10 protein-coding genes are annotated in these 12,540 nt (G+C 62.3%); all 10 read left to right on the top strand.

The annotated features are described in order from the left end of the window. The 10 genes from nuoF to I7X09_RS01035 are packed head-to-tail and all read left to right on the top strand — an operon-like array spanning window position 1 to window position 12,510. The gene (gene nuoF / locus I7X09_RS00990; protein WP_200315124.1) at window positions 1-1,320 is read left to right on the top strand and encodes an NADH-quinone oxidoreductase subunit NuoF; all 1,320 of its coding nucleotides are present in this window, start codon (window positions 1-3) and stop codon (window positions 1,318-1,320) included. Continuing rightward, window positions 1,317-3,746, top strand: coding sequence for an NADH-quinone oxidoreductase subunit G (locus I7X09_RS00995; protein ID WP_200315126.1), 2,430 nt, complete (start codon window positions 1,317-1,319; stop codon window positions 3,744-3,746). Before nuoF ends, I7X09_RS00995 begins: the two co-directional genes overlap by 4 nt. Continuing rightward, window positions 3,743-5,083: an NADH-quinone oxidoreductase subunit NuoH gene (gene nuoH / locus I7X09_RS01000; RefSeq protein WP_095970593.1), complete on the top strand. Its 1,341-nt coding sequence runs from the start codon at window positions 3,743-3,745 to the stop codon at window positions 5,081-5,083. Before I7X09_RS00995 ends, nuoH begins: the two co-directional genes overlap by 4 nt. Then, the gene (gene nuoI / locus I7X09_RS01005) at window positions 5,076-5,633 is read left to right on the top strand and encodes an NADH-quinone oxidoreductase subunit NuoI (RefSeq protein WP_095970594.1); all 558 of its coding nucleotides are present in this window, start codon (window positions 5,076-5,078) and stop codon (window positions 5,631-5,633) included. Before nuoH ends, nuoI begins: the two co-directional genes overlap by 8 nt. Then, window positions 5,630-6,427, top strand: a complete 798-nt coding sequence (locus I7X09_RS01010; protein WP_200315128.1) for an NADH-quinone oxidoreductase subunit J — start codon at window positions 5,630-5,632, stop codon at window positions 6,425-6,427. Before nuoI ends, I7X09_RS01010 begins: the two co-directional genes overlap by 4 nt. Next, entirely contained in the window at window positions 6,424-6,723 is a 300-nt protein-coding gene (nuoK, locus tag I7X09_RS01015) for an NADH-quinone oxidoreductase subunit NuoK (RefSeq protein WP_003942238.1), read from the top strand. Before I7X09_RS01010 ends, nuoK begins: the two co-directional genes overlap by 4 nt. A gap of 1 nt (window position 6,724) precedes the next feature. Beyond that, window positions 6,725-8,617, top strand: coding sequence for an NADH-quinone oxidoreductase subunit L (gene nuoL, locus I7X09_RS01020; RefSeq protein WP_200315130.1), 1,893 nt, complete (start codon window positions 6,725-6,727; stop codon window positions 8,615-8,617). 8 nt (window positions 8,618-8,625) lie between these two features. After that, on the top strand, window positions 8,626-10,230 hold the full coding sequence (locus I7X09_RS01025; RefSeq protein WP_200317607.1) for an NADH-quinone oxidoreductase subunit M: 1,605 nt from the start codon (window positions 8,626-8,628) through the stop codon (window positions 10,228-10,230). Then, window positions 10,227-11,822 (top strand): NADH-quinone oxidoreductase subunit NuoN, encoded by a 1,596-nt coding sequence (gene nuoN, locus I7X09_RS01030; protein ID WP_200315132.1) that lies wholly within the window; start codon window positions 10,227-10,229, stop codon window positions 11,820-11,822. Before I7X09_RS01025 ends, nuoN begins: the two co-directional genes overlap by 4 nt. Window positions 11,823-11,826: 4 nt before the next feature. Continuing rightward, a complete protein-coding gene (locus I7X09_RS01035) occupies window positions 11,827-12,510 on the top strand; it encodes a lysoplasmalogenase (protein WP_095970598.1) in 684 nt (227 codons plus the stop codon). Window positions 12,511-12,540 lie beyond the last annotated feature (30 nt).

The following is a 12,540-nucleotide window of genomic DNA, read 5'->3' on the forward strand; positions in this document are numbered from 1 at the left end:
ATGACACTCGCCCCCGTCCTGAGTCGCTATTGGGATCAACCGAATTCATGGACCCTCGACAGCTACCTTCGCCGCGACGGCTACCAGGCGCTGCGCAAAGCGCTGGCCACGCCCCCCGACGCCGTGATCGAAACCGTCAAGGACGCGGGCCTGCGCGGACGTGGCGGCGCGGGCTTCCCGACAGGCCTCAAGTGGAGCTTCATCCCCCAGGTCTCCGAAGACAAGCCAGGAGACGGCAAGCCTCACTACCTCGTCGTCAATGCCGACGAGTCCGAACCGGGCACATGCAAGGACATGCCGTTGATGATGGCGACCCCACACACGTTGGTGGAGGGAGTGATCATCGCGGCGCACGCAATTCGAGCAGCGAAGGCGTTCATCTACGTCAGAGGCGAGGTTGTCCCGGTTCTGCGACGCCTGCAGACCGCCGTCGCCGAGGCTTACGCGGCCGGATATCTGGGCCGCAACATTCTCGGTTCGGGTTTCGATCTGGATCTCGTCGTCCATGCCGGAGCCGGCGCCTATATCTGTGGGGAAGAGACGGCCCTTCTCGATTCGTTGGAGGGACGACGCGGTCAGCCTCGACTGCGGCCGCCGTTCCCCGCTGTCGCCGGTCTCTATGCCTGCCCGACCGTGGTCAACAACGTCGAGTCCATCGCGAGTGTTCCGTCGATCGTCCTGGGCGGCCCGGAGTGGTTCCGGTCGATGGGATCTGAGAAGTCACCGGGATTCACGCTGTATTCGCTCTCGGGTCATGTCACCACGCCCGGCCAGTACGAGGCTGAACTCGGGATCACTCTGCGCGAGCTGCTCGAATACGCAGGCGGGGTTCGCGCTGGACACACACTCAAATTCTGGACTCCCGGAGGATCGTCGACGCCGATCTTCACCGAGGAACATCTCGACGTACCACTCGACTACGAGGGCGTCGGCGCCGCGGGATCGATGCTGGGCACCAAGGCACTGCAGATATTCGACGACACAACCTGCATCGTGCGCGCAGTGTTGCGATGGACCGAGTTCTACGCCCACGAATCCTGCGGCAAGTGCACGCCGTGCCGCGAAGGTACGTACTGGCTGGTGCAGATCCTGCGGCGACTCGAAGGTGGAACAGGAACCGAAGCCGATCTCACCAAACTTCTCGACATCTCCGACACGATCCTCGGAAAGTCCTTCTGTGCGTTGGGTGACGGAGCGACCAGCCCGATCATGTCTTCCCTGAAGTACTTCCGTGAGGAATACGTAGCGCATTTCGACGGCAACGGATGCCCGTTCGATCCTCGCCGGTCCGTACTCGCGACAGGAGCGTTCGTCTCATGACTGCAGCCGACGCCACCACGAATGCCACCACCGGAGCCGATGCGGCACCGCCGACCGATCTCGTCACTCTCACCGTCGACGGCCGCGAACTCCAGGTACCCAAGGGCACGTTGATCATTCGCGCTGCGGAAATGATCGGCACCCAGATTCCGCGGTTCTGCGATCATCCCCTTCTGGATCCGGTCGGTGCTTGCCGTCAGTGCATCGTGGAAGTCGAAGGTCAGCGCAAGCCGGTGGCGTCCTGCACGACACCGGTTGCGGACGGAATGGTGGTCACCACACAGCTCACGTCGCCTGTGGCCGAGAAGGCCCAACGCGGGGTGATGGAACTCCTGCTCATCAACCACCCTCTGGACTGCCCCGTGTGCGACAAGGGCGGCGAGTGTCCGCTCCAGAACCAGGCGATGTCGACCGGTCGCACCGAATCCCGGTTCGGCGAGGAGAAAAGAACCTACCCCAAGCCCATCCCCCTCTCGTCCGAGATCCTCCTCGACCGCGAGCGTTGTGTCCTGTGCGCCAGATGCACGCGATTCTCGAGTCAGATCGCCGGCGACCCGTTCATCGAGCTCCTCGAGCGCGGCGCGCTTCAACAGGTCGGGATCTACGCCAACGAGCCCTTCGAGTCCTACTTCTCGGGCAACACCATCCAGGTTTGCCCGGTCGGTGCGCTCACCAGTACGGCATACCGATTCCGGGCGCGACCGTTCGATCTGGTGTCCAGCCCCAGCGTGTGTGAACACTGCGCCGACGGATGTGCCCAGCGCACCGACCACCGTCGCGGCAAGGTTCTTCGTCGCCTCGCCGGCGACGACCCCGACGTCAACGAGGAGTGGAACTGCGACAAGGGCCGTTTCGCTTTCACGTACACGACCCAAGGTGACCGGATCACCACTCCCCTCATCCGCAACGCTGACGGCGAATTGATTCCGGCGTCGTGGCCCATGGCACTCGACCTCGTTGCGCGATCCTTCGCGCAGGCCCGCGGTGACGCAGGCGTACTCGTCGGTGGGCGCTCGACCCGGGAGGACGCCTACGCCTACAGCAAGTTCGCGCGAGTTGCTCTCACTACCAACAACATCGACTTCCGAATCCGTTCTCATTCGGCCGAAGAGAGCGGTTTCCTCTCAGCTCACCTCGCGGGCCGCACGCTCGAAGAGTCGGTGACGTACCAGGATCTCGAATCTGCCCCGACTGCATTGCTGGTAGCTCTCGAGCCCGAGGAGGAGTCACCGATCATCTTTCTGCGGCTACGCAAAGCCGCTCGTTTCGGCAAGACAACCGTGCTCTCCTGCGCGCCATTCGCTACTCGGGGCCTGCAGAAGATGGGCGGCACTTTGCTTCGGACCGTTCCCGGAAGTGAAGCAGCTCTGATGGATTCGTTGGCCCGCCTGGAAAGTGCGGAGGGTCAGCTTCTCCGACGGCCCGGTGCGGTGATCCTGTTGGGCGAACGACTCAGTGAGGTGGCGGGCGGCTTCTCGGCCGCGGTCCGTCTCGCCGAAGCGACGGGAGCTTCTCTTGCTTGGGTCCCACGCCGCGCTGGTGATCGCGGCGCCGTCGAGGCCGGCGCCCTACCGGGACTGCTTCCCGGTGGACGCCTCGTTGCGGACGCGATGGCACGTCGAGAGGTGGAATCGGTGTGGGACGCCCCCATCCCGACGTCCGACGGTCGCGATACCACGAGCCTCCTGGATTCGGGGCCGACGACTGCTGCGCTACTGATCGGCGGCGTCGAGTTGAGTGACCTACCGAACCCCGCGAAGGCACGCGCCGCGATCGAAGCCGCCGGATTCGTGGTGAGCTTGGAAATCCGTCACAGCGAAGTCACCGAACTCGCCGACGTCGTCTTCCCGGTGGCACCGGTCGCCGAGAAGCCCGGAACCTTCCTCGACTGGGAAGGCCGCGAGCGTGTGTTCGACACCGCATTGAGAACCACAGGCGTAATGCCCGATCAGCGCGTTCTCCACGCGATCGCAGCCGAGATGGGTATCGATCTTGGCCTGCCCGACGCAGCTTCCGCGCGCGCGGAGATACACCGCCTCGGAGCATGGTCCGGATCGCGCCCCACCCCACCCCAGGTACTGGCAGCAACCGTGCCGTCACCGGCGCAAGGCGAAGCGGTGTTGTCGAGTTGGCGGATGTTGCTCGACAATGGTCGTTTGCAGGACGGCGAACCCAACCTGGCCGGTACTGCTCGATCCCCCGTCGTGCGTTTGTCGGCCGAGACCGCCGCCGAGATCGAAGCCGATAACGGTGATCAGGTTGCCGTGTCGACTGACTCCGGCACCGTCACTTTGCCGTTGGAAATCACCGAACTACCACCTCGAACTGTCTGGTTGCCGCTCAATTCACCGCGTAGCACCGTCTACGAAACACTCTGCGCCACCGCGGGATCTGTCGTGAAGATCGCGAAGGCGGGAACGCAATGACCGCCCACGAGTACGAGAGCGTCGCTGCTCCGGTCGACCTGTCGGCGTTCGGGCACGACCCATGGTGGTTGGTGATCGGCAAGGCGCTCGCCATCTTCGTGTTCCTCGTACTCACCCCGCTGGTGGCGATTTACGCGGAACGAAAAGTGATGGCGCGCATGCAGATGCGTGTCGGACCGAACCGCGTCGGCCCCCGCGGAATGCTCCAGAGTCTCGCTGACGGAATCAAGCTCGCCCTCAAGGAAGGCATCACGCCGACCGGCGCCGACAAGCCGATTTATCTGCTCGCGCCCGTGATCGCGGTCGTCCCGGCGTTCATGGCGTTTGCCGTCATTCCGTTCGGTCCGCAGGTGTCGATCTTCGGAACCCGGTCACCTCTGCAACTGACCGATCTGCCGGTCGGCGTTCTCTACATCCTGGCCGTGACCTCGATCGGTGTGTACGGCATCGTGCTTGCCGGCTGGTCTTCGGGATCGACGTATCCACTACTGGGCGCACTTCGATCGACCGCGCAGGTCATCTCCTACGAGGTGGCGATGGGGTTGTCCTTTGCCGCCGTCTTCCTCTACGCCGGAACGATGTCCACGTCCGGCATCGTCAGCGCCCAACAGGGTGCCTGGTACATCTTTCTTCTGCTGCCCTCATTCCTGATCTACGTGACAGCGATGGTCGGCGAAACCAACCGAGCCCCTTTCGACCTTCCCGAGGCCGAAGGTGAGCTGGTTGGCGGCTTCCACACCGAGTACTCCTCACTCAAATTCGCGATGTTCATGCTGGCCGAGTACGTGAACATGGTGACGGTGTCCGCTCTGGCCACGACGCTGTTTCTGGGCGGGTGGCACGCACCGTTCCCGTTCAACCTGTGGGACGGCGCAAATTCCGGTTGGTGGCCCGTGCTGTGGTTCGTCGCCAAAGTGTGGGGCTTCCTCTTCGTCTTCATCTGGTTGCGCAGCACCCTTCCGCGGTTGCGCTACGACCAGTTCATGAATCTCGGCTGGAAGATTCTGATCCCCGCAGCCTTGGTGTGGGTGATGGTGATCGCGACCGTTCGTGCGTTCCGCAACGAGGGCTACAACACGTGGCTCGTACTCCTCTGCGTCGCACTGGTTCTCGGAGCTGGACTTTTGGCGGTGTTGGCCGGGACTTACCGCGGCCGACGCCGAACTGCCTCGTCGGTGCCCGATTCGGAGCTCCTGCCTTTCGATGGTCTGTCGGGTGGCTTCCCGGTTCCACCGCTCCCAGGTCAATCACTGCCGGCCCGAAAACTGCCGGGTCAGAACGTGCCACCGCCGCGGCGCACAGATGTTTCCGACACATCGGAGGACTCCCATGCCTGATTTCCTCGGACCTATCGCGGGTTTCGGAGTGACGCTCTCGACCATGTTCAAGAAACCCGAGACCGAGTTCTATCCGGAGGAGAAGCGCCCCACCGCGCCCGGATACCACGGTCGCCATCAACTCAACCGGTATGCGGACGGACTCGAGAAGTGCATCGGTTGCGAGCTGTGTGCCTGGGCCTGCCCCGCCGATGCGATCTACGTCGAGGGCGCTGACAACACCGAAGAAGAACGGTTCTCCCCCGGTGAGCGCTACGGGCAGGTGTATCAGATCAACTACCTGCGGTGCATCGGCTGCGGCCTCTGCGTCGAGGCCTGCCCCACTCGGGCCCTCACGATGACCAACGAATACGAAATGGCCGACGATAACCGAGCTGGGTTGATCTACGAGAAAGACCAACTGCTCGCGCCCCTGAAACCCGACATGGCAGCGCCACCACACGCGCTGCGTCCCGGCACAACTCAGGACGACTACTACCGCGGCGACATCGCAGCAGCACCCGAACGAGCGGCACCCGAGCAAGAGACGAACCCGGAGACCGAGAAATGATCGGGGCGGTCACGACCACGGTCCTGGCGGAGGGAACGATGACATCGACCTCCACCGGCGAGGCGGTGCAATTCTGGATCCTCGGAACCCTTGCGGTGATCAGCGCTTTGGGTGTCGTCGCCGCTCCCAAGGCCGTCTACTCTGCGCTCTTCCTTGCGATGACGATGATCATCCTGGCCGTGTTCTACATCGTGCAGGGCGCACTGTTCCTGGGTGTCGTCCAGATCGTCGTCTACACCGGCGCGGTGATGATGTTGTTCTTGTTCGTCCTGATGCTCGTGGGCGTCGATTCTTCGGACTCCTTGGTCGAAACACTACGGGGACAACGAGTCAGCGCGATCGTGATCGGCGTCGGCTTCGGGTTGCTGCTCATCGGCGGACTCGGAAATGCATCGATCTCGGGCTTCACCGGTTTCACCGGACTCGACCAGGGCAACATCGACGCTCTCGCCGATCTCATCTTCATCCGCTACGTCTGGGCCTTCGAACTGACCGGAGCTCTACTGATCACGGCGACACTGGGCGCCATGATGCTCGCGCACCGGGAGAAGATCGGAGCCACGCTCAGCCAACGCGAACTCTCGCAGCAACGGTTCACGTACCTGGGCAGTGATGAGAGCAATCCCGAAAAGGGCTCCGCCACTCCACTCCCGAGTCCCGGTGTGTACGCACGTCACAACGCGGTGGACATGCCGGCCTTGTTGCCGGACGGATCGTTCTCGACCCTCTCTGTCAGCAGCGCGCTCACTCCGCGATCCCCGGATCCGAGTGCCGGTGAGGAGTCTCAGCGATGAATCCCGAGAACTACCTGTATCTGTCCGTCCTGTTGTTCACCATCGGGGCCGCGGGAGTCCTCTTGCGCCGCAACGCCATCGTGGTGTTCATGTGTATCGAATTGATGCTCAACGCCGCCAACCTGGCGTTCGTGACCTTCGCGCGCATGCACGGCAATCTGGACGGCCAGATCTTCGCCTTCTTCACGATGGTGGTCGCTGCGGCCGAAGTAGTCGTCGGTCTGGCAATCATCATGATCATCTTCCGATCTCGGCGTTCTGTATCCGTCGACGACGCAGACCTGCTGAAGTACTGACATGTCAGGAGGAATCACGTCCGCCATCTGGTTGCTCCCCGCTCTGCCGCTGTGCGGCGCCGCTGTCCTTTTGCTGGCCGGTCGTCGCACGAACGCGTGGGGTCACCTACTCGCCTGCGTCATGGCTCTCGCGTCGTTTGTCGTCGCAGTGGTGTTTTTCATCGCCATGCTCGGCCGCGACACCGCCGACCGCACCGTCACCGAGCACCTGTTCAATTGGGTCCCGGTCGACAGTCTTCAGGTCGAGTTCGGACTGCAGCTGGACCAACTGTCGATGTGTTTCGTTCTGCTCATCACCGGTGTAGGTTCACTGATCCACATCTACTCGGTCGGCTACATGGCGCACGACCCCGAGCGTCGTAAGTTCTTCGCGTACCTCAATCTTTTCCTCGCTGCGATGCTGCTCCTCGTGCTCGCCGACAACTTCCTCGGACTCTACGTCGGCTGGGAAGGCGTCGGTTTGGCGTCATACCTGCTCATCGGATTCTGGCAGCACAAGCCGTCGGCGGCGACGGCGGCCAAAAAGGCTTTTGTCGTCAATCGGGTGGGCGACATCGGATTGATGATCGCAATGATGTTGATGTTCAGCACCTTCGGCTCGCTCGCGTTCAGCAACGTCTTCGCCGACGCGTCCGGCGCAAGCGAAGGTGTCCTGACGGCGATCGGTCTCATGCTCCTCCTCGCTGCGTGCGCGAAGTCCGCCCAGGTGCCGCTGCAGTCGTGGCTCGGCGACGCAATGGAGGGCCCCACCCCCGTATCGGCCCTTATTCATGCTGCCACGATGGTCACTGCCGGTGTGTACCTGATCGTGCGCTCCAATCCGATCTTCGATCTCGCACCCGGCGCTCAGCTCGTGGTTGTCATCGTCGGTGCGGTGACGCTCTTGTTCGGCGCAGTCATCGGCTGCGCGAAGGACGACATCAAGAAGGCCCTCGCGGCGTCGACCATGAGTCAGATCGGTTACATGGTCCTGGCCGCGGGACTCGGACCAGCCGGATACGCCTTCGCAATCCTTCATCTGATCACCCACGGATTCTTCAAGGCAGGCCTGTTCCTCGGCGCAGGCTCCGTGATGCACGCGATGAACGACGAAACCGACATGCGGCGCTACGGCGGACTCCGAGCGTTCATGCCACTGACTTTTGTCACGTTCGGGCTCGGTTACCTTGCCATCATCGGTGTTCCGCCGTTTGCCGGGTTCTTCTCCAAGGACAAGATCATCGAGGTTGCAATCGGCGAGGGCGGTGTCAAGGGTGTGGTGCTGGGCATCGTCACGCTCTTGGGTGCGGCGCTCACTGCCTTCTACATGACCCGCGTGATGCTGATGACCTTCTTCGGGAAGGCCCGCTGGGAGAACCAGAAACCTCACGAATCTCCGGCGGTGATGACGTCACCGATGATCATCTTGGCGGTGGGGTCCGTCGGCGCCGGCCTGCTCCTGACCATCGGGTCCAGCTTGCAGAACTGGCTCGAACCGGTTGTCGGCTCCCATCACGTCGAACCGCCGATACCCGCATGGTCGATCACCGCGCTGGCACTGCTCGCAGTTGCCGCCGGCATCGCGATTGCTTATCGCGAGTACGCCACCCGGGAGATTCCACTGGTGGCACCGACTCCGGTTTCACCGTTGACCGTTGCGGCTCGCCACGATCTGTACGGTGACGCCTTCAACGAGACGGTGTTCATGAAGCCGGGACAACAACTCACCAAGTCGTTGGAAGTGGTCGACACCAAGGGAATCGGCGGCGTCGTAGGCAGCTTTGCGGTGGTCGTCACCGGGTTGTCCGCGCTCACGCGGAGATTGCAGACCGGGTTCGTTCGTTCGTACGCGCTGGTGATGTTTGTCGGAGCAACACTCGTGGTCGCGACAATGATGGCGGTGACACTGTGGTGATCGAAACTGTGGTGATCGAAGCAGCGGTGAGCGACTCTGTGACCAATGCCGGCTTCCCCGCCTTGACGGTGCTCTGGCTGCTTCCGCTCATCGGAGCTGGTGTTGTCCTCGCTCTGCCGGCACGGTCGTACCAATTTGCGAAGTCTCTCGCGTTCTCTGTCTCCGTGGTGGTTCTGGTGGTCGCCGCCGGGCTCGGAGTTGCGTTCGACCGCGGCGGCGAGCAGTTTCAGTTCGTCGAAAGTCACAGCTGGATACCGGCATTCGGTACGACCTACACACTCGGACTCGACGGCATCGCCCTCGTTCTGGTTCTCCTGACCGCCGTGCTGGTCCCACTGCTTCTGATCGCCGGCTGGAACGACGTCCCTGCAGACCCGGCATCACCCAAACGGATGCCGCACACCTATTTCGCTCTGATCCTTGTTGTCGAGTCCATGGTGATGATTTCGTTCAGCGCCTTGGACATTCTCCTGTTCTACATCTTTTTCGAGGCGATGCTGATACCGATGTATTTCCTCATCGGCGGGTTCGGTGGAGTGGGTAGATCTCGCGCTGCGGTGAAGTTTCTGCTCTACAACCTCCTCGGCGGCCTGGTCATGCTCGCTGCGGTCATCGGCCTGTACGTGGTCACCACCCGCGACGAGAGTCCCTTCACCAGCGGCACTTTCGATTTCCGGGCGATCGCCTCAGCGGCAAACAGCGGTGAACTCGGTGTGGGACCCGGGGTGCTCAACGCACTGTTCCTCGGATTCATGTTCGCGTTCGCGGTGAAAGCACCGCTCTGGCCGCTACACAGTTGGTTGCCGGACTCCGCGGTGGAATCGACTCCGTCGACAGCGGTGTTGATGATGGCGGTCGTGGACAAGGTGGGCACGTTCGCGATGATTCGCTACTGCCTGCAACTGTTCCCGGAGTCGTCGTCGACTTTTGCACCGTGGATCATCACGCTAGCTGTGATCGGTATCGTCTACGGCGCGATACTGGCTATCGCGCAGACAGACGTCATGCGCCTGATCGCCTACACGTCGATTTCACACTTCGGCTTCATCATTCTCGGTATCTTCGCGATGACCAGCCAGAGCCAGGCCGGTTCCGCGCTGTACATGGTCAACCACGGTGTCTCGACGGCGGCACTGTTCTTGATCGCGGGATTCCTGGTCTCACAGCGGGGTACGCGATCGATCGCAGCCTACGGCGGCGTTCAGAAAGTCGCACCCGTCCTGGCCGGGACCTTCCTCGTTGCGGGCCTGGCAACGCTGTCGCTGCCGGGTCTGGCTCCGTTCATCAGTGAATTCCTGGTGCTCGTCGGAACGTACTCGCGCTATCACGTCGCTGCCATCGCGGCGACTGCTGCGCTCGTGCTGTCCGCGATCTACATACTCTGGCTCTATCAGCGAATGATGGGCGGACCAGTGAAGGAAGGGCAGGGAACGATCCGCGACCTCGCGCGACGTGAACTCGTGGTGGTCGCCCCTCTGATCGCTCTCCTGCTGCTACTCGGCATCTACCCCAAGCCTGCCTTGGACGTCATCACTCCTGCAGTGAGCCACACGGTCTTCGACGAGGCGCCGACACCGCTTGTCGCCGACCACGAAGGAGGTGCCCACAAATGAGTTCCTTCACCGACGTGACCGTTCTCGGTTCAGCCGGTACGGCGTCACCCAGTATCGAATACAGCCTGCTCTCGCCGATGTTGATCGTGTTCGGCGCGGCGGTGCTCGGGGTACTCATCGAAGCGTTCGCGCCCAGGCGTATTCGATACCCCGTGCAACTCGTCCTCGGTGTCGCAGGTTTGGCGGCCGCATTCGTGGCAGTGCTTCTGCTGGCCGGTACGCGGTCGACGGCGATGATGGGTTCGGTAGCGGTCGACGGTCCGACGCTCTTCCTGCAGGCGACCATCCTTCTCGTGTCGATCCCCGCAGTACTGCTGATCGCCGAACGTGGATCGGGCAACACCGCCGAGGTGATCGCGCAACACGACGCGCTCGGCAGTTTCACTCCTCAAGCGTCGAGCGTCCCGGGAAGCGTTGCGGAACAAGAAGCAGTCAAGGTCGGTATCGCCCAGACCGAAGTCTTTCCGCTCACCCTCTTCGCGGTCGGCGGCATGCTCCTTTTTCCCGCGTCGAACGATCTGCTGACGATGTTCGTTGCGCTCGAGGTGTTCTCACTGCCTCTCTACCTCCTGTGCGGGCTGGCACGTCGACGTCGCCTACTCTCCCAGGAAGCTGCGCTCAAGTACTTTCTGCTCGGGGCATTTTCGTCGGCGTTCTTCGTTTTCGGAATCGCGTTGCTGTACGGCTATGCCGGGACGGTCACTCTCTCCGGTATCGCCGACGCAGCACGCATCGGGTCGGGGACCGATGCCTTCCTGTGGCTCGGGACAGCACTCGTGGCGGTGGGATTGCTGTTCAAAGTCGGTGCAGTGCCATTCCATTCGTGGATTCCCGACGTCTATCAAGGGGCGCCGACGCCGATCACCAGTTTCATGGCGACGGCGACCAAGATCGCCGCATTCGGCGCCATCCTTCGTGTCTTCTACGTAGCCCTGCCCAACGAATACGTGAACTGGCGTCCGCTGATGTGGGCGGTCGCGATTCTCACGATGGTTGTCGGATCGATCGTCGCCGTGACGCAGACCGATATGAAGCGGATGCTGGCGTATTCGGCCATCGCACACACCGGATTCATTCTGACCGCAGTGGTTGCGGATTCGGACGCCGGCCTCGCGTCGGCGATGTTCTATCTTCTGGCTTACGGATTCAGCACAGTGGGCGCGTTCGCCGTCGTGAGTCTGGTTCGGGACGCAGACGGTGAGGTCGCGACGCTGACGCGCTGGGCCGGATTGGGCCGGCGCTCACCACTGGTCGGGGTCGTGTTTGCGCTGTTCCTGTTGGCTTTCGCCGGGATTCCGTTGACCAGTGGGTTCATCGGAAAGTTCGCGGTGTTCAGCGCGGCTGCCGAGGGTGGCGCCGCACCTCTGGTGATCGTCGGCGTCCTGTGCAGCGCAATCGCCGCGTACTTCTACGTGCGAGTGATCGTGTTGATGTTCTTCACCGAATCGGCCGCGGACGCTCCGACCGTCGTGGTGCCGAGTGCGCTGACCAGCAGTGTGATCGGCCTCGGCGCCGGTGTCACGCTCATCCTCGGCATACTCCCCCAGCCGGCGCTCGACCTCGCCGAGCGTGCAGCGGACTTCGTACACTGAGGCGATGCGTGAATCCGATCGTTCTGCCGGACTGACCAGCATCATCCGGTCGCCCTGGTTCGTAGGGTTTTCCGCGGTAGCGATTATTCATCTGATCCTGAATGCCGCTGATGCTGAGCCCTGGGACGGGATCACCAAGGTCATGCTCGCGCCGATTCTGGCTGCCTGGGTTGTCGGTCATCGTGGACCGAGAATTGTTGCTGCTGCCTTGATTGCCTGCGCTTTCGGAGACCTGTTCCTGATCTGGGACTCCACATTCGTCATCGGGATGGCAGCCTTCGCGATCGGTCACCTCTGTTTCATCCGATTCTTTCTCTCGCACGGCGCTTTTCGGGAGATGCGAAGGCGGCCATGGTTTCTGTGCTCCTACACCGTCGCCGGGATCGCTCTTGTGTCGTATGCCTGGACCGGGCTCGAACCGGCACTTCGAATTGCCGTCCCCGTGTACGCCGCAATCCTGGTGGGAACCGCATCTACCGCACTGGCGTACAACACGATCACCGGTATCGGCGGCGCACTGTTCCTCGCCTCTGACGCCCTCATCCTGCTCGGTCAGGCGAACAAATGGCAGCCTGCCGCTGCCGGCATCTGGATCATGACGCTGTACATCCTGGCGTTGTTGCTTCTGACAGTCGGAATCCTCGGACGGAGTAGCACGGCAAACCGTCTACTGACGCCCACGCTGTAAGGATCAGCGACCAGCCGGACATCTCTTCAC

The organism is Rhodococcus sp. P-2 (genome assembly GCF_016598535.1).
Classification (GTDB): domain Bacteria; phylum Actinomycetota; class Actinomycetes; order Mycobacteriales; family Mycobacteriaceae; genus Rhodococcus_F; species Rhodococcus_F baikonurensis.